Source organism: Arenimonas donghaensis DSM 18148 = HO3-R19 (assembly GCF_000743535.1).
Taxonomy (GTDB): Bacteria; Pseudomonadota; Gammaproteobacteria; order Xanthomonadales; family Xanthomonadaceae; genus Arenimonas; species Arenimonas donghaensis.
The window spans coordinates 130,463-150,929 of sequence record NZ_AVCJ01000034.1 but is presented as its reverse complement, the minus strand read 5'-3'; the positions used below and the strand labels follow the sequence as shown (position 1 = coordinate 150,929).

Sequence of the window (20,467 nt, the reverse complement as noted above, 5' to 3'; positions counted from 1 at the left end):
GCCCGATAAAAAAAGGCCCCGCACTGCGGGGCCTTTTTCGTGGGGCGGACTGGCCTCAGAGCGCGTCGCCGTCGAGTTCACCGGTGCGGATGCGCAGCACCTTGTCGAGGTCGTAGACGAAGATCTTGCCGTCGCCGACCTTGCCGGTGTTCGCCGCCGCCTGGATGGCTTCCACCACCCGGTCGGCCTGGTCGTCGGTGACCGCGACCTCGAGCTTGATCTTGGGCAGGAAGTCGACCACGTATTCGGCGCCCCGGTAGAGCTCGGTGTGGCCTTTCTGGCGGCCGAATCCCTTGACTTCGGTGACCGTAACGCCCGAGACGCCGACTTCGCTCAGGGACTCGCGCACGTCGTCGAGCTTGAAGGGTTTGATGATGGCCATGACCATTTTCATGGAAGGATCTCCCGGGGGGTTCAAAGGTTGTAACCGCGTTCGTTGTGCAGGGCGAGGTCCAGTCCCTCGGCTTCCTGGTCCTCGTCCACCCGCAGCCGGATGACCAGGCCGACCAGCTTCAGAAGGACATAGGTGACGACCGTAGTGTAGGCGATGGTGAAGCCCACGCCCTTGGCCTGCACCCAGACCTGGGCCGGGATGTCGGTGACCGTGCCGAAGCCGCCCAGGGCCGGGGCCGCGAAAATGCCGGTCAGCAGGGCGCCGACGATGCCGCCCATGGCGTGCACGCCGAACACGTCCAGCGAGTCGTCGTAGCCCAGCCGGCGCTTGAGCGAGGTGGCGCAGAAAAAGCACGCCACGCCCGAGATAAAGCCGATGGCGATGGCGCCTACCGGCCCGGCCGTACCCGCCGCCGGGGTGATGGCCACCAGCCCGGCGACCACGCCCGAGGCGATGCCCAGGGCGCTGGGCTTGCCGTGGGTGATCCATTCCACCGTCATCCAGCCCAGGGCCGCGGCGGCCGTGGCGACCTGGGTGACCAGCATGGCCATGCCGGCGGTTTCATCGGCGGCCACCGCCGAACCGGCGTTGAAGCCGAACCAGCCCACCCACAGCATCGCCGCGCCGACCAGGGTGTAGGCCAGGTTGTGCGGCGGCATGGGGGTGACCGGATAACCCTGGCGCTTGCCCAGCACCAGGGCCGCCACCAGGCCGGCGACGCCGGCATTGATGTGCACCACGGTGCCGCCGGCGAAGTCGAGCACGCCCCAGTCCCACATCAGGCCACCGTCGCCGGCCCAGACCATGTGGGCGATGGGGGCGTAGACCAGGGCGAACCACAGCAGCATGAACACCAGCATCGCCGAGAACCGCATGCGTTCGGCGAAGGCGCCGACGATGAGCGCCGGGGTGATGATGGCGAAAGTCATCTGGAAGGTGATGAAGACGCTTTCGGGGAAGGCGCCGACGACGCTTTCCTTGGTGAGGTTCCTCAGGAAGGCGTTCTCCAGGCCGCCAACGAAGGACGCGAGGTTCACCGTGCCCGCTTCCATGCCGGTGGTGTCGAAGGCCAGGCTGTAGCCGAACACCACCCAGGCCACCGAAATGACGCCGGTGATGGCGAAACACTGCATCAGCACGGAAAGGATGTTCTTCGAGCGCACCATGCCGCCGTAGAACAGCGCCAGGCCCGGGATGACCATGAACAGCACCAGGGCGGTGGCCGTGAGCATCCAGGCGGTGTCGCCCGAATCGATGGGCGGCGGCGCGGCAGGGCTGGCCAGGGCAAGCCCGGGCAGGAGCAGGGTGGACAAAAGCAACGGCAGGGCGCGGACCATGGTCGTGGCCTCCAGTGGCTGGGGAAGGGTGGCAAAGCGGGGACACCTGAACCTTGCCCGCCACGCGGCGATTGATTGCTCGGCCCGGGCGTGGAATTCTTGTGGGCCCCGTGGGGAATCCCCGACAGACGCCGGCCACGCCCGGGCGCATCGTGGCCCCACCCCACCGGAGCGACCCCATGATCGACCTCAAGAACATCGACGACCTGGCCCGCAAGCTAAGCAACCTGGTGCCCCCGGGCCTGAAGGACGCGCGCGCCGACCTGGAACAGAACTTCAAGGCCACCCTGCAGTCGGGCCTGAACCGGCTGGACCTGGTGACCCGCGAAGAATTCGACGTGCAGCGCGCCGTGCTGCTGCGCACCCGCGAGAAGCTCGACGCCCTGGAGCGCAAGCTGGCCGAGCTCGAGGCCCGCGGCGGCGCGCCCGACGCCAGCGCCCACTAAGCCCCCGCTTCCCCTGCGATGAACCTGGCGCTGGCGCATAGCCGCGCCCGGGTTGGCGTGCTCGCGCCCGCGGTGCGGGTCGAGGCGCACCTGGGCGGTGGCCTGCCGAACTTCACCCTGGTCGGCATGCCGGCCACCGCCGTGCGCGAGAGTCGCGAGCGGGTGCGCTCGGCCATTGGCAATGCGCAGTTCGAGTTCCCGCAGCGGCGCATCACCGTCAACCTGGCGCCAGCGGATCTCCCCAAGGAAGGTGGCCGCTACGACCTGGCCATTGCACTGGGACTACTGGCCGCCAGCGGGCAGGTACCCGTGCAGGCGTTGGGCGAAGTGGAGCTACTGGGCGAGCTGGCGCTGACCGGCGAGCTCAAGCCCGTCGACGGCGTGCTGCCTGCGGCCCTGGCTGCAGCGCGCGAAGGCCGCTCACTGATCGTGCCCACGGCCAATGGCGCCGAGGCCGCACTGGCCAGTGACGGTCGTGCATTCACGGCGCGCACCCTGCTCGAGGTCTGTGCGCACCTGCGCGGCGAGTCGGTGTTGCCCACGGCCAGCACCAGCGACGTTGCCCTGGCCACGACGCGTTACCCGGACCTTCGCGACGTGCGCGGGCAGGCGGCCGCACGGCGCGCCTTGGAAGTCGCTGCCGCTGGTGCCCACGCACTGCTGTTCATCGGTCCGCCCGGCTGCGGCAAGACCTTGCTGGCCTCTCGCCTGCCGGGGCTGCTGCCGGATCCGGGCGAGGCCGAGGCGCTGGAAACCGCCGCCATCTACTCGGTCAGCGGCCAGGGCCTGGACTTGTCCCGCTGGCGACAGCGGCCGTACCGCAGTCCTCATCATCTGGCGAGCGCGGTGGCGCTGGTCGGTGGTGGCGGTAACCCACGCCCCGGTGAGGTCTCGCTGGCGCACAACGGCGTGCTGTTCCTGGACGAACTGGCCGAGTGGTCACGCCAGGCGCTGGAAACCCTTCGCCAACCGATGGAATCGGGCTGTGTCACCGTGTCGCGCGCAGCGCGACAAAGCCAGTTCCCGGCCCGCTTCCAACTCGTCGCCGCGATGAACCCCTGTCCTTGCGGCTGGGCCGGCGATCCCAGCGGCCGCTGTGGCTGCAGCGCCGAATCGGTGGCGCGTTATCGGGCCAAGCTCTCCGGACCGCTACTGGACCGCATCGACCTGCAGCTGGCCGTGCCACGACTGCCGCCGGCCCAGCTGCGTCCCGACCAGCCGCCCGGCGAATCGACCGCCGCGGTGCGCGAACGCGTGCTGGCGGCGCGCGCCCGGCAACTCGAACGTGCCGGCGTACCCAACGCCCAGCTCGACCAGGCAAGCACCGACCGCGATTGCCTGCTCAGGCCAAAGGATCGCCGTTTGCTGGAACGCGCCATCGACCAGCTGCAACTTTCGGCCCGCGCCTTGCACCGTATCCAACGCGTCGCGCGCACGCTGGCCGACCTCTCTGGTGCCGACGCCATCGGCACCGAGCATGTTGCCGAAGCCATCGGTTACCGGTTGCTGGATCGCCCCGGCCCGCCGGCCTGAGCTAGCATCGCGGCAGGAGGTCGCCATGAGCCCTGTTTCCGCTGAAACTGCATCCGGTCGCTGCCTGTGCGGCGCGCTCGGCTTCGACGCCACGCTACCCTCGAAATGGATGGCCCACTGCCACTGCAGCCTGTGCCAGCGCGCCCACGGCGCCGGCGTGGTCACCTGGGTCGGCTTCGAGGCCACGCAGGTTGTTATTAACGACCCCGACGGCCGGCTTACCTGGTACGAATCCAGCCCCGGCGCCGAACGTGGCTTCTGTACGCGCTGTGGCAGCACGCTGTTCTTCCGGTCGCAGAAGTGGGCCGGCGAGCTGCACATCGTGCGCAGCAATTTCGACACCCCGCTCGACCGCGAACCGCAGGTGCACGTCTATTACGACACCCACGCGCCCTGGCTGCCGACGGCGGACGACGGGCTGCCGCGCAAGGCGGCGCCCGGCAGCGGTTAGGCCACGGCCTCGCCGGGCGTCACCGGGTCGAACACGTCGAGCTCCAGGGTCTTCATTTCCATGGCCCGCGGCCCGAAGCCCACCAGCGCAATCGCGCCCTCGCGCAGCGGCGGCAGGTCCAGGGCCTGCTCCACGTCACGGTCGTTGATGGCGGCGGTGACGAAGCAACCCAGGCCCAGCTCGGTCGCCGAAAGGTACATCGTCTGCGACAGATGCCCCACGTCCAGGTGCACCACGCGCCAGGCCTTGGTGTGGCGGCGGTACTTCCAGAACAGCCGGTCGAAGCGCGCCACCATCACCACCATCACCGGCACGTCGTGGAACCAGTCCTGGCCGGCCACGAACCGGTGCGCCCACGCCGCCGCCTCCTCGGTAGACAGTGCCTGCAGGGGCTCGAGCGCGTGCTGCATCGACAGGTAGTGGTAGAAGCCCGGCGCCACGCCCTCCACGCGCTGCACCAGCACGTAGGCCTCGACCGCATGCAGGCCACCGCCGGCCGGGCTGGTCTTTTTCACGGCCACCGCGCCCGGCGCCAGCGTCTTGGTGCCCAGGGCGCCCCAGACGCGACGCATCATGGTGGCGAAGGAGCGGGCGTCGAGCGTCGCCGCCGGGTCGAAATTGCGGCAGGTCCGGCGGGCCGCCAGCAGCTCGTCGAAGCCCGTGCGGGTCGGGGTCGCCAGGGCCTGCACCGGCCCGTCCGGGGCACGCCGGAAATCCGGCTCCGGCGCGGCGCCGAAGGCTTCCACCATCTGCTCGCTCGACAGCATCAGGCCCTTGTTGTTGCGGTCCTCGATGTCCACCGCCTCCCAGGTGCCATGCGCCTGGGCCACCAGGGCGGGCGTCCACCAGGCGATCTCGCGCGCGTTGTCGTCGCGCCGGCGGACCCCGTCCTGCGCCGATTCGTCGGTAATCAGCAGCCCACTGGCAAGCAACCGGTCGATCGCCTCGGCGTGTTGGGCCACCGCGTCGCGTTCCAGCCATTGCCCGTCGGGCAGCGACTGCAGCACGGCCAGGTCCTGCCATTGCACCGGCACCGAATCCGGCAGATGGGGCGCATGCGCCATCCAGCGCGCCGACCGGTCCAGTCCATCACCGCCCTGGAACAGCGACTCAAGCGAAAACCGGGGCGTCTGGTCCAGCTCGACCATCAGGTGACTGCAGCGTCGAAAACGCATCCCGGGACTCGCTCTGGAAAGGGAAGACGCGGCATCTTGCCAGCGCTGGCCTGGTGACGACAGGTTTCAGGGCGGCCTGACAGCAAATACGAACCCCGGCTAGACTGCCGCGGCACGCCTTTCGTGCCATTGCCAGGGGAATCCGATGTCCAAGCCACTTTCCGAAAAGACCGCCGACGCCTTGCTCGACAAGCTGTCCAGCGACGATGCTTTCCGTGCCCGTTTCCAGGCCAACCCGAAGGAAGCCACGCGCTCCCTGGGCACCGACGATCCCGCGGTCGACAGCCTGCCGGAAAGTGAGATGAAGGCCCTGGCGGACAAGGAAGTCCTGAACAAGTCGCGCCAGGAATTCCGCAAGGTGCTGGTTGAATCCCAGTCCCCGTTCAATCCGATCAACCTCGAGACGCCCAAGCGCTGATTCCGCGGGATGGGGTGCCTTCAGGGCGCCCCGCCCCTGCGCACCACCTCGGGGAAGGCCTCGCCTCCGGGCCAGGCGGTGCTGAAGTCCTTGGCCGCCTTGTCGGCACGCACCGGATCCAGGTCCTTCGAGACCTTGGCAAGGGTTTGCAGGGCCAATGTGCTTTCCGCGACGTTGGCCAGCTGCCAGCCCCAGACGTAGGTGGGTTCGCCAAAGGCGATACCGCGGTTCTCGGCCAACCAGGTCGCCATGCGGACGGCTTCCTTGTGGTCACCTGCGGCCACGAGCGCCCGAAGCAATACCGCCCGGCTGAAATAGATCGCCCGGTCCTTCTCGACATCCTCGCTCAGCACGGCGATAGCGTCGGAAGGCCGTCCTTCCGCGAGCGCAAGCTCTGCCTGCACGACCCGGGCCATGGCGGCATTGGCGGGGTACACGCTGGCCTGTGGCTCGTCGCTGACCGTGTCCAGGAGTTTCCTGGCCAGTTCGACGTCGCCGGTATTCGCGGCCATCCAGGCGCCGGCGAGCAGGCGGAAGATCACCTGGCGCCGCAACATGAGCCCCGAATCCTCCAGCGTTTTAGACTGCCGCAGGGCCCAGTCGCGCAGGTCCTTCCCGAAGCTCTCGTCCGGCGCGTAGACGCGCAGGGAGAAGGCCATCAGGTCCAGGGTGTCGATGACCACCGCCGGGGCTTCGGCCACCAGGCCCTCGGCGCGCAGCCTGGCCACGGCAGCCCGGGCCTTGGGCCAGTCGCCCAGGTCGAGGGGCAGGCTGGCTTCGTGGTAGCGGCTTTCGATGTCCTGCCAGACGATGCCCACGGGCGCCTGCAGCGTTGCAATGCGGCGTGCTTCGTCATGGCGCCGTAGCGCAGTGAGTGCGTCCACGTATTCCCGGACGTTGCCGCCATGGCCGAGGTTCATGGCCCTCTCGAACTCGGAAACCGCCCGTTCGGTTTCGCCCAGCGCCAGGGCCACCGAGGCATCCAGGTACAGGGCGTTCACGCGGGCGGCGTTCTGGCTTACGTCGGTGCCTTGCAGTGCGCGTCGCGCTTCGGTCGGGCGCAGCAGGTCGAAATGTGCGAAGTAGGCTTCGTTGTACTTGGCCCGGAAGTCGTCCGGATAAAGCGAGGTCAACAGCCGGAAGCGTTCGACGGCGCGGGGAGCGTTCGCAAGAGTCGCCTCGGCGCCTTCCAGGAAAAGCAGCTCACGCCGGGTCAACCGATCACGATGCGCGAGTGCCTGGTCCAGGTGGGCCTGGGTGGTTTCGGCGTCGCCCTGTACGTAGGCCAGGAAGGCCAGTCTCAGCCAGGCCATCGCGAAGCCCGGGTCGAGCTTTACCGCTTCCTCGAACAAGACCTTGGCATCCGCGGCCCGGCCTTCGCTTCGGGCCTGCATGCCCAGTGAAAGTGCACGCAGGGCCTCGATGTTTCCGGTCGTGGCCTTTTCCAGGGCGATTTCCTGGCCCGCTACCGCGCCCATGGCTTCGCCCAGGCGACTGCGCACCTGGACCAGCGATGCATCGAGCGAAGGCAAGACGCTTTCCATCCCCCTGCCGTCTGCGCTTTCGCTGTAGATCGTCACGCCACTTTGGGGGTCGATCACCTCAAGACTGACCCGGATGACACCCCCCACCTGCGCGACCGTTGGCAGGATGACGGCGCGGGCGCCCTCGCGCAGCGCCAGTTCGGCAGCCAGGCGCCGATCCAGTGGCTGGCCCGGCCGCTGCATGCGCGCCAGGGCGCCATCCACGCGCAGGTCGCTGAAGACATTCACATGTTGGGACTGTTCCAGGCCAACCCGGAGCGCCGTATCCAGGGCATCGTCGAACAGGGTTTCGTCGGTCTGGTTCTGCACGTCCGCCACCACCACCCAGTCGCGCTCGGCGAAGGCGATGGCGGGTTCGCTGCGGAAGGTGGTCCACAGCAGGCCGACGCCGAGGGTGACCAGCAGCAGGGCTTCGGCGGCGATGACCGGCGGCCGCCGCCATATCGGCAGTTCGCGCCAGGCCTTGGCGCCCGACTCCGGGGCCCGCAGCGGCGCGATGCCGGGTTCGCCGACTTCGTGCACCAGCATCGGTGCCGGCACGCCCTTGAAGCGGTAGCGACCGTGCACCAGCCAGCGCAGGCGGCCGGCGCGTTCACCCAGCTCACCGACGGCGCGGTGGGACAGGTTCTGCGCCATGCCCGACATCAGGATCTGGCCGGGCGTGGCCAGGTTCATCAGCCGGGCCGCCACCGGCTTGGCCAGGCCTTCGACTTCGATCGGCTTGGCGCCGGCCTGCACGTCGCGGGGATGGTTGGCCCAGGTCATCACGTCGCCGACGTGGATACCGGTGCGGGCGCGCAGTTCGATGCCTTCGGACTTGCCCAGTTCGTACAGGCCGCGCTGGTAGCGCAGGGCGAAGTCCAGGGCCTGGATCGGCCGCTCGAACAGCGCCAGCACGCCGTCGGCCTTGTCCACCAGCTGGCCGTGGCAGAGTTTCAGGGCCTGCAGCAGCAGCTGGTCGTGCCGCTGCATGAAGCCCGCGACCCGGGCATCGCCCAGTTTTTCCACCATCGCCGTCGAGCCGGCGATGTCGCACACCAGCACCGCGCGCAGCATGGGCCGCACGGCGGGGGCATCGGGGCGACTCGGGTGGCGGGATTCCATGACGTCCATTTATCAGCTGGCAAGCGTCCTAACGGGGTGAACGCAGGCGCCCTGGCACGCCGGACAGAGAATTATTCGTCCAGGCGCCAGGCGTCGCCGCCCTGGCGCTTGGCGGCGTACAGGGCCTTGTCGGCCTGGCTGTACCAGGCCGCCCAGCCACCCGGGTCGGCACAGAAGGCGCCACCGACGCTGACGCTGAGCCGGCTCTCGCCCAGGCTCGGCAGCCGCAGGCTGCGCACGGCCGCCAGCAGGCCCAGGGCCCGGTTGGCCAGCTCGCCGCGGTCGGCGACGCGCAGCACCAGGGCGAATTCGTCGCCGCCCAGCCGGCACGGCAGCTCCAGCGGGCCGGCCATGCGGCGCACTTCTTCGGCGATGGCGCGCAGCGCCGAGTCGCCGGCCAGGTGGCCGCTGCGGTCGTTGATCTTCTTGAAGTGGTCGATGTCGATCAGCAGCAGGGCCAGGCGCTGCCCGGCCAGGGGCTGGTGGCCCAGTTCGTCCAGGTAGCGGTAGAGGCCGCGGCGATTGGAAAGGCCGGTCAGGTCGTCGCTGCGCACCAGCTGCTGGGCGACGGTGAGTTCGCTGCGGGTCTGGCGCAGGGTGTCGAGCGTCTGCAGCAGGTCTTCGTTGCGGCGGCGCAGGCCCTGCACCAGTTGGTGTTCGCCGGCGACCAGGTAGGCGAAGCTGCGGCGCATGAAGCGCGCCACGTGCGCCGGCTCGCGTTCGATCAGGGTTTCGAAGGCGTCCTGGGTGATCTCGTAAAGCACGCCGGCGGTCTCGGCGACGGCGCGGGCGAATCGTTGGTGGCGGCCGATGAAAACCGCGAGTTCACCGAAGTACTGGCCGGGACCGAGCAGCTTGTCGACCAGGCCGTCGTCGAAACACAGGCGCACTTCGCCGGTGTCGACCAGGAACATGCTCTGCCCGTCTTCGCCGCGCCCGAACAGCTCTTCGCCGGGCAACACCGCGCGACTGACGCCCACCGAAGCGAGCACCCGGAACTGGTCGGGTGACAGTTGGGACGGCAGTCGGGCCTCGACGTCGCTGCCGGCTTCGGCGGCGATCGGGCCCGGATGATCGGCTGGACTCACTGGGATGACTCGACCTCTGGATGGCCTGAGTGTAACCGGGACCGGAGGCCGGAAAAGCGATATCCGTCAAAATCGGGCCGGCCCCGTCCCCTGTCGGGGCCGGCCCTGCGCGGATCAGGCGGCGTCCGCCTGGCGCTCCCCGTGGAACTGTTCTTCTTCGGTCGAGCCCTTGAGCGCGACGGTGGAGCTGTTGCCGCCCTGGATGGCCTGGGTCACCGAATCGAAGTAGCCGGTGCCGACCTCGCGCTGGTGCTTGACCGCGGTGAAGCCCTTGTCGGCGGCGGCGAACTCCTTCTCCTGCAGCTCGACGAAAGCGCTCATCTGGCGGCGCGCGTAGCCGTGGGCCAGTTCGAACATGCCGTAGTTGAGCGCGTGGAAGCCGGCCAGGGTGATGAACTGGAACTTGTAGCCCATCGCGCCCAGTTCCTTCTGGAACTTCGCGATCGTGGCGTCGTCGAGGTTCTTCTTCCAGTTGAAGGACGGCGAACAGTTGTAGGCCAGCAGCTTGCCCGGGAACTTGGCGTGGATGGCTTCGGCGAACTTGCGCGCGAACTCCAGGTCCGGCTTGCCGGTCTCGCACCACACCAGGTCGGCGTAGGGCGCGTAGGCCAGGCCGCGGCTGATCGCCTGGTCGATGCCGTTGCGGGTCTTGTAGAAACCCTCGGGCGTGCGTTCACCGGTGCAGAAGGGCTTGTCGTTGTCGTCGATGTCGCTGGTCAGCAGGTCGGCGGCCTCGGCGTCGGTGCGCGCGACCAGCAGGGTCGGCACGTTCATGACGTCGGCGGCCAGGCGCGCGGCGATCAGCTTCTGCACCGCTTCCTGGGTCGGCACCAGCACCTTGCCGCCCATGTGGCCGCACTTCTTGACGCTGGCCAGCTGGTCCTCGAAGTGCACGCCGGCGGCGCCGGCCTCGATCATCGCCTTCATCAGCTCGAAGGCATTGAGCACGCCGCCGAAGCCCGCTTCAGCGTCGGCCACGATCGGCTGCAGGAAATCGATGTCGTCATTGCCTTCGGCGTGGTGCAGCTGGTCGGCGCGCAGCAGCGCGTTGTTGATGCGCTTGACCACCAGCGGCACCGAATTGGCCGGGTACAGCGACTGGTCCGGGTACATCTCGCCGGCGACGTTGGCGTCGGCCGCGACCTGCCAGCCGCTCAGGTAGATGGCCTTCAGGCCGGCCTTGACCTGCTGCATGGCCTGGTTGCCGGTCAGCGCGCCCAGCGCGTTGACGAAGGGCTCGCTGCCCAGCGACTTCCACAGCTTCTCGGCGCCCAGGCGGGCCAGGGAGTATTCGATGTTGACGGTGCCGCGCAGGCGCACCACCTCGTCGGCGCCGTAGCCGCGCTGGATGCCGGACCAGCGGGCGTCGTTGGCCCAGGTCTGGGTGAGTTGTTCGGCGGTGGGGAGGGCGGTGGTCATGGCGGCAGGTCCTTTTCGGTGGGAGTCTGGAGTTCGGGTTGCCCTGTGGGAGGGACTTCAGTCCCGATGCTTTCATCGGCAAGGCATCGGGACTGAAGTCCCTCCCACAACGGGTCAGACGATTACAGGCGCTCGTAGGCGGGCAAGGTGAGGAACTCGACCAGCTCATCGGCGTGCGTCAGCTCGTCGAGCAGGGCGATGGCTTCGTTGATCTTCGAACCGCCCGGCAGCTTCATCCGGTCGGCGAGCTTCGAGGGCAGCGCCAGCAGCGCGCGGTCGAACAGCGAGAAGTCCACGGGGGTGCCGTCGTCGAGGTGCAGGTTGCGGTTGTGCAGCCACTGCCAGAGCTGGGCGCGGCCGATCTCGGCGGTGGCGGCGTCTTCCATCAGCCAGTGGATGGGCACGCAGCCGTTGCCGTCGAGCCAGGCGGCGAGGTAACGCACGCAAACCTCGACGTTGTTGTCGAAACCCTTGCGGGTGATGGTGCCGACGCTCGGGCGGATCAGCATGTCCCGGGTCACCTGCACGTCTTCGCGGCGGGTGTCGTGCTGGTTCGGTCCGGGCATGCCGGCGTCGAAGATCTCCCGCGCCACCTTGATCAGCGCCGGATGCGCGACCCAGGTGCCGTCGTGGCCGGCCTCGACTTCGCGCTGCTTGTCGGCGCGGACGCGGGCGATGGCCTCCTCGTTGGCGATCGGGTCGCCGGCAATCGGGATCTGCGCCGCCATGCCGCCCATGGCGTGGGCGCCGCGGCGGTGGCAGGTCTGCACCAGCAGTTCGGAGTAGGCCTTGAGGAAGGGCTGGGTCATGCCGACCTGGCCGCGCTCGGGCAGTACCCGGTCGCGATGGCGGCGGAAGGTCTTGAGGTAGCTGAAGATGTAGTCCCAGCGGCCGCAGTTGAGGCCGACGATGCGGCCGCGCAGCGCGTGCAGGATCTCGTGCATCTCGAAGGCCGCCGGCAGGGTCTCGATTAGCACGGTCACCTTCATGCAGCCGGCCGGCAGGCGCAGGCGCTGTTCGATGTAGGACAGCACCTCTTCCCACAGCGCCGCTTCTTCCATGCTCTCGAGCTTGGGCAGGTAGAAATACGGGCCGCGCTGGCCCGCCTGCAGCACGGTGGCGTTATGGAAGGCGAACAGGCCCAGGTCGAACAGGCTGGCCGACAGGCGTTCGCCGTCCACCAGCACGTGTTTTTCGTCCAGGTGCCAGCCGCGCGGGCGCACGATCAGGGTGGTCGTGGACTTCGGGTCGAGCACGTAGTGCTTGCTGCCGTCCGGCGCCATCCAGTCGAGCGTGCCGCTGGTGGCCTTGCGCAGGGCGCGCTGGCCGACCAGCAGGTTCTCCCAGGTCGGGCTGGTCGAATCCTCGAAGTCGGCCATGTAGCAGCTGGCGCCCGAGTTCAGGGCATTGATCACCATCTTGGGCTCGACCGGCCCGGTGATCTCGATGCGGCGATCAAGCAGGGCCGCCGGGATCGGCGCCACGGTCCAGTCGCCTTCGCGGATGGCGCGGGTGTCTTCGCGGAAATCCGGCAGTTCGCCGGCGTCGAAGCGGGCCTGGCGCGCGCGCCGGGCCGCCAGCCGGGACTGGCGCCCGGGCTCGAAGGCGCGATGCAGGTCCACCAGGAAATCCAGGGCCGCCGGGCCCAGCAGGTCTTCCTGGCCGGCCAGGCGCGGGCCGAGCAGGGCCAGGGGGGAAAGGGTGCGTGCCGCGTCGCCTGCCATGGGGGAACTCCGGAGTCGGGACTGGCTTCGACCCTAGGTCCGGAACGGTGACTTTGACAAAACAAATGTTTTGATACTTGGTATAAGCTCACCTTATACCAAAGCGGAAACAGTCACTTATGGCCGAGCGCAAGCCCCGTTTTTATTACAAGGGCGACCGACTCAAGCCCGTGCGGGCCTTCTGCCAGGTGGCCCGCCTGGGCTCGGTGACGCGGGCGGCCGAGGCCCTGTTCCTCAGCCAGCCGGCCGTGACCCTGCAGGTGCAGGCCCTGGAGCGCGAGTTGGGCACACCGCTCTTCGAGCGCATCGGCCGGCGCTTCAGCCTGACCCGGGAAGGCCAGCTGCTCTACGACCTGGCCCGGCCCCTGGTCGAGGGCCTGGACGGCCTGGACGCGGAATTCCGCAGCCGCATCAAGGGCTTGAAGGCTGGTGAGCTGCACGTGGCAGCGGGCAGTTCGACCATCCTCTACCTGCTGCCAACCCTGGTGCAGGCCTTCCGGGAACAGCACCCGGAGGTGCAGCTGGTGCTGCACAACGTCACCGGGCAGGACGGCCTGGGCCTGCTGCGTTCGGACGGGGTGGACCTGGCCGTGGGCTCGATGCTCGACGTGCCCACCGACCTGGCCTACGAGCCGGTGTATTCCTTCGATCCCATGCTGATCTGCCCGCCCGGGCATCCGCTGGCGAAAAAGCCCGACCTGCGGCTCGAGGACCTCTCGCCCTACGGCCTGATCCTGCCGCCGCGGCGGCTCACCACCTACCGGCTGGTGGACCTGGTGTTCCAGCAGCAGCGCGTGCCCTACACGGTGGCGCTGGAAGTGGGCGGCTGGGAGGTGATCAAGCAGTACGTGGCCATGGACCTGGGCATCAGCATCGTCACCGCGATCTGCCTGACCGAGGCCGACAAGCAGCGCCTGGTCGCGCGCAGCCTGGCCGACTACTTCCCACCGCGCAGCTACGGCGTGGTGATGCGCAAGGGCAAGTACCTGAGTCCGCAGGCCCGCGCCTTCGTCGACCTGGTCAAACCCGGCCTGTTCCAGCGCCGCGATTATTTCGACTCAGGCCACTCCGAGCGCTGAGGCGATTGCTGTGGGAGGGACTTCAGTCCCGAAGCTTTTCGGGACTGAAGTCCCTCCCACAGAGCTTGGAAACATCACCACCGGACGGGGCCTGGAATGCGCGCAAGCCGAACTCCGGAAGGATCGCCAGCAGGTGGTCGAAGATGTCCGACTGGATGTCTTCGTACTCACCCCAGGCCGTGGTAGCGGTGAAGCAGTAGATTTCGATCGGCAGGCCCTGCGGGCCCGGATCGAGCTGGCGCACCAGCAGGGTCATGTCGTCGCGGATGCCTTGGTGTGCCTGCAGGTAGGCACGGGCATAGGCGCGGAACGTGCCCAGGTTGGAAAGCCGGCGCAGGTTCACCGGCGCCTTGCCCTGGCGCTGGGCGTTGAATTCGGCCAGCTCGGACGCCTTGCGGTCCAGGTAGGGCTGCAGCAGGACGAACCGCGACAGGTCCTCGCGCTCCGCGTCGGACAGGTAGCGCACGGTGCCCTGGTCGATCGGCAGCGCCCGCTTGATGCGGCGGCCACCGGACTCGCTCATGCCGCGCCAGTTCCTGAAGCTGTCGGCGATCAGCGCGTGGGTGGGGATGGTGGTGATGGTCTTGTCCCAGTTCTGCACCTTCACCGTGTGCAGGGCGACGTCGATGACGTCGCCGTCGGCGCCGTACTTGGGCATCTCGATCCAGTCGCCGACGCGCACCATGTCGTTGGACTGGATCTGCACGCTGGCGACCAGGGACAGGATGGTGTCCTTGAACACCAGCATCAGCACCGCCGTCATCGCGCCAAAACCCGAGAGCAGCAGCAGCGGCGATTTGTCCACCAGCACCGCGATGACCAGCACCGCCGCCAGCACGAACAGGATGATCTTGGCGACCTGCAGGTAGCCCTTGATCGGGCGGCTGCGCGCGCGCTCGGGGTCGCCGGCCTCGTAGATGTCCTGCAGGCTGGCCAGGAAGGCGCTCAGGGCCTGGGCGGCGGTGAGCACCACGTAGGCGGCGGCGACGTTGCGGACCACCTCCACCGCACCCTCGGGCAAGCCCGGCACCAGCGGCACGCCCAGGTAGATCACGACTGCCGGCACCGCGTGGGCCAGGCGCGCGATGACGCCTCGCGACACCAGCGCGTCGTCCCATTTCACCGACGAGGCCTCGACCACCCGGACCAGCACGCGCAGCAGGATGCGCTGGGTCAGCTGGTCGGCCAGCCAGGCCAGCAGCAGCAGGGAGAGCCCGATGGTCGCCGAATGCAGCCAGGGATGGGCGGTAATCTGGTCGTAGAAGTCGTAGATGAAGTCCATCGGGTCAGTCTAGCGGCCCAACGTGGGTGGCCCAAATGCGAATCGGGACGTGAAGTCCCTCCCACACGGTCATCGGACCTAAAGCGTGTCGCGGTTCTTGCCGATATGGGGCCGGTAGATTTCGCGGATGCGCGCCATGTCGGCGGCCTGGTCGTCGCTCAGCTCGACCCGGGGACCCAGGCCGATCGTGCGCGTCGGGTAGTGGAACCAGGCGCAGAACACCGGCACGTCGGCGCGCCGGGCGATCTTCCAGAAGCCGGTTTTCCAGGCGTCGACGCGCTTGCGCGTGCCTTCGGGCGCCAGCACGAAATACATGCGCTCGGCGGCGCGGATCTTCTCGACCGTCTGGTCGACCAGGCCGCCCGGCGCGCTGCGGTCCACGGGCACGCCGCCCAGTTTGCGCAGCAGCCAGCCCACGGGCCCGCGGAAAAGTTCGGCCTTGGCGATGAAGGTGATGTCCACGCCCATCGCCAGTTTCGCCGCCAGGCCCCAGATGGCGTCCCAGGCCGAGGAGTGCGGCGCCGCGATGACCACCACCCGCGGGTCGGCCGGGAAGTCGCCCTCGATGGTCCAGCCGCCCAGGCGCAGGACGCTGCGGCCGAACCAGCGGCTGACGCGGCCGCCCTGGCGCGGCGCCTGCGGCGGCAGCGCCGGGACGCGGGTCATTCGCGCTCCCAGCGCGAGGCGCTGCGCTGGCGCTTCACCGAGGCCCGTTCGCGCTTGGCGCCCAGGCGCCGTTCCTTCGAGCCCTTGGTGGGTTTGGTCGCGATGCGCTTCTTCGGCGCCACCGTGGCGGCGGCGATGACCGCCGCCAGCCGCTCGCGGGCGTCCTCGCGGTTGCGGTCCTGGGTGCGGAAGCGCTGGGCGCTGAGCACCAGCACGCCGTCGTCGGTGAGCCGGCGGTCGCGCCGGGCCAGCAGGCGCGCCCGCACCGGTTCGGGCAGCGACGGCGAATTGGCCACGTCGAAGCGCAGCTCGACCGCGGTCGAGACCTTGTTCACGTTCTGCCCGCCGGGCCCGCCCGAGCGCACGAAGCGCTCGACCAGTTCGTCGTCGGGAATAGCCAGCGTGGGCGTGACCTGCAGCATGGCGCGCATTCTACTTCCGCCACTCCCCCTGTAGGAGCGCCTTCAGACGCGAATGCTCTGGCGCGGTGAAAAGCTTCGCGCCTGAAGGCGCTCCTACAGGGGGTCGGCCCGGTACAATCCCTCCCCTCATGCAAGGCCTCAACCCTCCCCAGAAAGAAGCGGTCGCCTACACGGCCGGTCCCCTGCTCGTGCTCGCCGGCGCGGGCAGCGGCAAGACCAGCGTGATCACCGAGAAGATCGCCCACCTGATCGCCAGCGGCCAGCGCGAGGCCCGGCACATCGCCGCCATCACCTTCACCAACAAGGCCGCGCGCGAGATGCGCGAGCGCGTCGCCCGGCGCATCAAGGGCGACGCCGCCGACGGCCTGACGGTCACCACCTTCCATTCCCTGGGCCTGCGCTTCCTGCAGATCGAACACGAGCGCGCTGGCCTGCGCCGCGGCTTCTCGATCTTCGACGCCGACGACCAGATGGGCATCATCAAGGACCTGGCGCCGCAGGGCCTGAAGAAGGACGCGCTGTACGCACTGCAGAACCTGGTCAGCGCCGCCAAGAACAACGCGCTCACGCCCGAGCAGGCCGCCGAGGCCGCGCGCTCGATGCGCGAACGCGAGGCGGCGGCGCTCTACGCCCGCTACCAGGCGCGGCTGCAGGCGTTCAACGCGGTGGACTTCGACGACCTGATCCGGCTGCCGCTGCAGCTGCTCGAAGCCGAGCCCGACCTGGCCGCCGGCTGGCGCGAACGCATCCGTTACCTGCTGGTGGACGAATGCCAGGACACCAATGGCGCCCAGTACCGCCTGCTCAAGCAGTTGGCCGGGCCCAAGGGCAACATGACCTGCGTCGGCGACGACGACCAGTCCATCTACGCCTGGCGCGGCGCCCAGCCGGAAAACCTGGACCTGCTGGCCCAGGACTACCCGGCACTGAAGGTCATCAAGCTCGAACAGAACTACCGCTGCACCGGCCGCATACTGCGCTGCGCCAACACCCTGATCGAAAAAAACCCGCACAAGCACCTCAAGCAGCTCTGGAGCCAGCACGGCGACGGCGAGCCGGTGCGGGTCTGGCAGTGCCGCAATTCCGAACACGAAGCCGAACGCATCGCCGCCGAGATCCACTACCTCAAGCAGGCCAAGGAAATCCCCTGGGGCGAATTCGCCATCCTGTTCCGCGGCAACCACCAGTCTCGGCCGCTGGAAAAGGCCCTGCAGCTGCTGCGCGTGCCCTACCACCTCACCGGCGGCACCGCGTTCCTGGACCGGGCCGAGGTCAAGGACCTGCTGAGCTGGCTGCGGGTGTTGGCCAATCCCGATGACGACACCGCCTTCCTGCGCGCGATCGCCGCGCCCAAGCGCGAAGTCGGTGCGACCACGCTGGAAAAGCTGGCGGCGATGGCGCAGACGGCCGGCCTGTCGATGTCGCGGGCCGCCGGCCAGGTTGGCTTCCTCAAGCAGCTCACGCCGCGGGCGGCCGCCGGCCTGGATGAGTTCAGCCGGGTCGTGCAGTCGCTGCGCGACGAGGCCGAACGCCTGACGCCGGCCGAGCTGGTGCCGGTGCTGGCCGAGCGCAGCGGCCTGCTGGCCATGGTGCGCGCCCAGTGCAAGGACGAGGCAGGCTTCCTGCGCCGCAAGGCCAACCTCGACGAACTGGCCTCGTGGTTCGAAGGCGCCCGCGGCGGCGGCCCGGGCGAACTGGCCGCGCAGCTGGCGCTGCTGTCGAACGCCGACCGCGGCGAACCCGGCAACGCGGTGCGGCTGATGTCCCTGCACGCGGCCAAGGGCCTGGAGTTCCGCACGGTGTTCGTGATCGGCTGCGAGGACGGCAACCTGCCGCACGAAGCCAGCGTCGAGGAAGGCGGGCTCGAGGAGGAGCGCCGGCTGATGTACGTCGGCATCACCCGCGCCAAGGAACGCCTGTACCTGTCGCACAGCGCCGAGATCAAGCGCTGGGGCGCGGTCGAACACCTGCTGCCCAGCCGCTTCCTGGACGAACTGCCGGCCGCCGACCTGCTGCGCGACGGCAGCGACCCGGAACGCGAGACCGCCGAGAAAAAACAGCGCGGCCGCGCCCACATGGACGCCATCGCCGCGCTGTTCGGGGACTGATCGCGGGCGACGGGATCAGATCGCCGAAACCAGCGAAAAATCCATGACCTCGACGTCGTGGGTGGCGCCACCCTGGCCCGCGGCCACGCCACCGCCGATCACCACGCGGAACCCAACGTCCTTGACGCCCTCGCGGCCGATCACGGCGTAGATGCCGTCCTTGGCGCCGAAATCGCCGCCGATGCCGCCCACCTTGCCCGACACGCCACCCTTGGGCCCGGCGAAGATCGTCACCGTGCCGTCCATCGAGAACTCCGCCTCGGCATGCATGCCCAGGTCGGCGCCCACGTCCGACAGCGGCCCCCACTTGAACTTGCGGGTGCCGATGACGTTGATCTCGGCGACGAACTTGATCTTTCCGCAGGTGGCCTCGACCGAGAAGTTGTTGCTGAAGGCCCACTTGCCCGACGCCCACTGCGACGCCGCGCTGCAGGCCGGGGCGTCCACCACCACCTCAGGCGCCTCGCCGGTCGCGTCGCCGACGGGTCCGTAGCAGGCGCTGCCCGACGGCGCGGCGTGGCTGAAGGCAAAGGCGACCTCGCGCTGCACGTGGCCATGCAGGTTCAGCACCTGCTGTTCGATCTCGATGCGCGACAGGTCGTGCCAGCCGCCCGCCGGCAGGTTGGAGGTGATCGCGGTGGACAGCCCGTAGGCCTGGCCGAAAAACACCCGCATCTGTTCTTCGTAGTCACGCGCGTAGGGCGTGAACTCGGCGATGTTGCGGTTGACCTCGCGCCGGTGGATCGCGCAACACGCCGGCGACGTGCTGCCGACCGGGCAGCGGGCGTCGCGACGGTAGCGCTCGTAGAGCCGGTCCGCCGCCCGCTCCATCTCGTATTCCGCGCGGGCGGCGTCGAGCGCCGCGAACCGGGTGGGCGAACCGCTGGCCAGGATCAGCCGTTCCTTGCCCGCGTCCAGCGGATGCATGTCGGTGTCGATCGGTTCGAGCATCCACGGCGTCGACACGCGTGTGTGGATGGCCTGCTGGATGGACTCGCCGAGGGTCATGCGCCGCACCACCAGCGAAGTCATCGTCGGGCCCATCTGCTCGCGCAGCGCCGCGGCCTTTTCGCGGGCCGCGAGGAAACGCGCCGAAGCCCGGGTGGCGTACGTGGCGTAACTCTCGTCCGCGGCCGGATAGAGGATGTGCGGCCAGGCGATCTGCCCCTGGCGGGACAGGTCCAGGGCAATCCACAGCGGCAGGGAAAGCTGGCCATGGCGCTGCTCAAGCCAGGGCGCGCGCGTCCACCCGGCCACCTGTTCTTCACTGCCGGCGGGCGGGGCGGGTTCGCCTTTCCCGCCTTCCTCGTCGCGCGTGGGCACCGGCTGCCCCGGCTGGCCGCGCAGGCGCCACGTCGCGCGTGGCACCAGCATGCGTGCTTCGTCCCGACGGTCCTGGCGCAGCAAGGCATGCACGAGGTTGCGCGCGGCCTCCGACATTTCCGGATTGCGCTGCAAGGCCTCGCGCAGCGCGGCTTCGGCATCGGCGTAACGCCCCTGCAGCAGCAGCGCGTGGCCACGGTTGTTCAGCAAGGCCGCGTACTCGTGCATGCCCACGGGCGTCGACCCGGCGTCGGGCCCAAGCCGCTCTGCCCGGTCCAGCAGCGCCAGCGCCACCGCCGGCAGGCCCTTGCTGTTGGCGATGGCCGCCAGCGCCACCAGCGCCGTGGCGTCGTCTTCGTCGGCCTCGTGCGCCACCAGCAGGTTGGCCACGGCGCCCCAGGCATCGCCCGCGGCCATCAGCGGGAGGCTGTGCGAAACCAGCACCTCGGGGCGACTGCCCTGGGGGCTTTCGCGCAGCCGACGGATCAGGCCGTCGCCACCGTCCTCGGACTCGACCCCTTCGACCAGGCGCTCGAGCGCGTCGTCGAAATCCATCCCGTCATCCTGGTCGGCGTGCACGGCCGCCTCGGCGCGCGCACCCTCGCGCGCCAGGCGGTCCAGCACCCGCTCCGGGTCGATGGATGGCAGGGAGGCGGCCCCCAGCAAGCGGCCTTCGCCGCCGTCGGTCGCGGCGCCGGCCGGGGCGATGCCTGCCGGCAGGGTCGCCCGGCCGGGCCCGTCGCCGGCCCCACCGGCGACCATGAAGGCCAGGGCCGGTCCGGCCACGGCGGCCATCACCACGCCGGCCTGCGCCAGCCTGGGCAGGGTCGCGAACCCGCGCACTGCTTCCCCCACCCACCCGGCGACACGCGCCGCCAGCTTCCCGGCTTCCATCATCGATTCCTCAGGCAATAGTGCGCGGCGCCGCCAGGGCGGGTGCGCGTCCACGGGCAT

At 69.1% G+C, this 20,467-nt stretch carries 17 protein-coding genes; 6 read left to right on the top strand and 11 right to left on the bottom strand.

The window, feature by feature from the left end:
- Nucleotides 1–55: 55 nt before the first annotated feature.
- Together N788_RS10770 and N788_RS10765 are read right to left on the bottom strand one after the other, a co-directional pair.
- Nucleotides 56–394 carry a P-II family nitrogen regulator gene (locus tag N788_RS10770; protein ID WP_034224894.1) on the bottom strand — a complete coding sequence of 113 codons (339 nt, stop codon included), beginning with the start codon at nt 392–394 and terminating at the stop codon, nt 56–58.
- Nucleotides 395–414: 20 nt separating this feature from the next.
- Nucleotides 415–1,731, bottom strand: coding sequence for an ammonium transporter (locus tag N788_RS10765; protein ID WP_034224893.1), 1,317 nt, complete (start codon nt 1,729–1,731; stop codon nt 415–417).
- A 179-nt stretch (nt 1,732–1,910) separates the two neighbouring features.
- Here N788_RS10765 and ubiK point away from each other — a divergent pair, with 179 nt between their 5' ends.
- The 3 genes from ubiK to N788_RS10750 are packed head-to-tail and all read left to right on the top strand — an operon-like array spanning nt 1,911 to nt 4,161.
- Nucleotides 1,911–2,177: a ubiquinone biosynthesis accessory factor UbiK gene (gene ubiK, locus N788_RS10760; RefSeq protein WP_034224892.1), complete on the top strand. Its 267-nt coding sequence runs from the start codon at nt 1,911–1,913 to the stop codon at nt 2,175–2,177.
- Between the two features lie 18 nt (nt 2,178–2,195).
- Nucleotides 2,196–3,710, top strand: coding sequence for a YifB family Mg chelatase-like AAA ATPase (locus N788_RS10755; RefSeq protein WP_034224890.1), 1,515 nt, complete (start codon nt 2,196–2,198; stop codon nt 3,708–3,710).
- Nucleotides 3,711–3,735: 25 nt separating this feature from the next.
- Nucleotides 3,736–4,161 (top strand): GFA family protein, encoded by a 426-nt coding sequence (locus N788_RS10750; protein ID WP_034224888.1) that lies wholly within the window; start codon nt 3,736–3,738, stop codon nt 4,159–4,161.
- Here N788_RS10750 and N788_RS10745 read toward each other — a convergent pair.
- Nucleotides 4,158–5,336 carry a putative peptide maturation dehydrogenase gene (locus N788_RS10745; RefSeq protein ID WP_034224886.1) on the bottom strand — a complete coding sequence of 393 codons (1,179 nt, stop codon included), beginning with the start codon at nt 5,334–5,336 and terminating at the stop codon, nt 4,158–4,160. The two genes, N788_RS10750 and N788_RS10745, sit on opposite strands and share 4 nt — an antisense overlap.
- Before the next feature lie 145 nt (nt 5,337–5,481).
- Between N788_RS10745 and N788_RS10740 the strand changes: the two genes are divergently transcribed.
- Nucleotides 5,482–5,754, top strand: a complete 273-nt coding sequence (locus tag N788_RS10740) for an NHLP-related RiPP peptide (protein ID WP_034224884.1) — start codon at nt 5,482–5,484, stop codon at nt 5,752–5,754.
- A gap of 20 nt (nt 5,755–5,774) precedes the next feature.
- On the opposite strand, the gene N788_RS10735 is transcribed toward N788_RS10740, so the two are convergent.
- The 4 genes from N788_RS10735 to aceB form a co-directional block, all read right to left on the bottom strand.
- A complete protein-coding gene (locus N788_RS10735; protein ID WP_051924580.1) occupies nt 5,775–8,402 on the bottom strand; it encodes a putative peptide modification system cyclase in 2,628 nt (875 codons plus the stop codon).
- Nucleotides 8,403–8,473: 71 nt separating this feature from the next.
- Nucleotides 8,474–9,490, bottom strand: coding sequence for a GGDEF domain-containing protein (locus N788_RS10730; RefSeq protein WP_084696013.1), 1,017 nt, complete (start codon nt 9,488–9,490; stop codon nt 8,474–8,476).
- Between the two features lie 114 nt (nt 9,491–9,604).
- Nucleotides 9,605–10,909, bottom strand: a complete 1,305-nt coding sequence (gene aceA, locus N788_RS10725; protein ID WP_034224880.1) for an isocitrate lyase — start codon at nt 10,907–10,909, stop codon at nt 9,605–9,607.
- Nucleotides 10,910–11,031: 122 nt separating this feature from the next.
- Entirely contained in the window at nt 11,032–12,633 is a 1,602-nt protein-coding gene (aceB, locus tag N788_RS10720; protein ID WP_034224878.1) for a malate synthase A, read from the bottom strand.
- Between the two features lie 119 nt (nt 12,634–12,752).
- Between aceB and N788_RS10715 the strand changes: the two genes are divergently transcribed.
- On the top strand, nt 12,753–13,712 hold the full coding sequence (locus N788_RS10715) for a LysR family transcriptional regulator (RefSeq protein WP_034224876.1): 960 nt from the start codon (nt 12,753–12,755) through the stop codon (nt 13,710–13,712).
- Between the two features lie 22 nt (nt 13,713–13,734).
- Here the strand turns inward: N788_RS10715 and N788_RS10710 are convergent, their stop codons facing one another.
- The 3 genes from N788_RS10710 to arfB all read right to left on the bottom strand — a co-directional run bounded on the left by N788_RS10710 (nt 13,735) and on the right by arfB (nt 16,091).
- Nucleotides 13,735–14,994, bottom strand: coding sequence for a mechanosensitive ion channel family protein (locus N788_RS10710; RefSeq protein ID WP_051924579.1), 1,260 nt, complete (start codon nt 14,992–14,994; stop codon nt 13,735–13,737).
- A 78-nt stretch (nt 14,995–15,072) separates the two neighbouring features.
- The gene (locus N788_RS10705) at nt 15,073–15,660 is read right to left on the bottom strand and encodes a lysophospholipid acyltransferase family protein (protein WP_034224874.1); all 588 of its coding nucleotides are present in this window, start codon (nt 15,658–15,660) and stop codon (nt 15,073–15,075) included.
- Entirely contained in the window at nt 15,657–16,091 is a 435-nt protein-coding gene (arfB, locus tag N788_RS10700) for an alternative ribosome rescue aminoacyl-tRNA hydrolase ArfB (RefSeq protein ID WP_051924578.1), read from the bottom strand. Before arfB ends, N788_RS10705 begins: the two co-directional genes overlap by 4 nt.
- 119 nt (nt 16,092–16,210) lie before the next feature.
- On the opposite strand from arfB, the gene N788_RS10695 reads away from it, so the two are divergent.
- On the top strand, nt 16,211–18,190 hold the full coding sequence (locus tag N788_RS10695) for a UvrD-helicase domain-containing protein (protein ID WP_034224870.1): 1,980 nt from the start codon (nt 16,211–16,213) through the stop codon (nt 18,188–18,190).
- A gap of 15 nt (nt 18,191–18,205) precedes the next feature.
- Here N788_RS10695 and N788_RS10690 read toward each other — a convergent pair whose 3' ends face one another.
- Nucleotides 18,206–20,407 (bottom strand): tetratricopeptide repeat protein, encoded by a 2,202-nt coding sequence (locus N788_RS10690; RefSeq protein WP_034224868.1) that lies wholly within the window; start codon nt 20,405–20,407, stop codon nt 18,206–18,208.
- Nucleotides 20,408–20,467 lie beyond the last annotated feature (60 nt).

Coding starts and splice junctions, on each gene's coding strand:
- N788_RS10755 (WP_034224890.1), top strand. CDS start 2,196: ATGAACCTGGCGCTGGCGCATAGCCGCGCCCGGGTTGGCGTGCTCGCG.
- N788_RS10735 (WP_051924580.1), bottom strand. CDS start 8,402: ATGGAATCCCGCCACCCGAGTCGCCCCGATGCCCCCGCCGTGCGGCCC.
- aceB (WP_034224878.1), bottom strand. CDS start 12,633: ATGGCAGGCGACGCGGCACGCACCCTTTCCCCCCTGGCCCTGCTCGGC.
- N788_RS10695 (WP_034224870.1), top strand. CDS start 16,211: ATGCAAGGCCTCAACCCTCCCCAGAAAGAAGCGGTCGCCTACACGGCC.
- N788_RS10750 (WP_034224888.1), top strand. CDS start 3,736: ATGAGCCCTGTTTCCGCTGAAACTGCATCCGGTCGCTGCCTGTGCGGC.
- aceA (WP_034224880.1), bottom strand. CDS start 10,909: ATGACCACCGCCCTCCCCACCGCCGAACAACTCACCCAGACCTGGGCC.
- N788_RS10690 (WP_034224868.1), bottom strand. CDS start 20,407: ATGGAAGCCGGGAAGCTGGCGGCGCGTGTCGCCGGGTGGGTGGGGGAA.
- N788_RS10705 (WP_034224874.1), bottom strand. CDS start 15,660: ATGACCCGCGTCCCGGCGCTGCCGCCGCAGGCGCCGCGCCAGGGCGGC.
- N788_RS10710 (WP_051924579.1), bottom strand. CDS start 14,994: ATGGACTTCATCTACGACTTCTACGACCAGATTACCGCCCATCCCTGG.
- N788_RS10745 (WP_034224886.1), bottom strand. CDS start 5,336: ATGCGTTTTCGACGCTGCAGTCACCTGATGGTCGAGCTGGACCAGACG.
- N788_RS10715 (WP_034224876.1), top strand. CDS start 12,753: ATGGCCGAGCGCAAGCCCCGTTTTTATTACAAGGGCGACCGACTCAAG.
- ubiK (WP_034224892.1), top strand. CDS start 1,911: ATGATCGACCTCAAGAACATCGACGACCTGGCCCGCAAGCTAAGCAAC.
- N788_RS10770 (WP_034224894.1), bottom strand. CDS start 394: ATGAAAATGGTCATGGCCATCATCAAACCCTTCAAGCTCGACGACGTG.
- N788_RS10765 (WP_034224893.1), bottom strand. CDS start 1,731: ATGGTCCGCGCCCTGCCGTTGCTTTTGTCCACCCTGCTCCTGCCCGGG.
- N788_RS10740 (WP_034224884.1), top strand. CDS start 5,482: ATGTCCAAGCCACTTTCCGAAAAGACCGCCGACGCCTTGCTCGACAAG.
- arfB (WP_051924578.1), bottom strand. CDS start 16,091: ATGCGCGCCATGCTGCAGGTCACGCCCACGCTGGCTATTCCCGACGAC.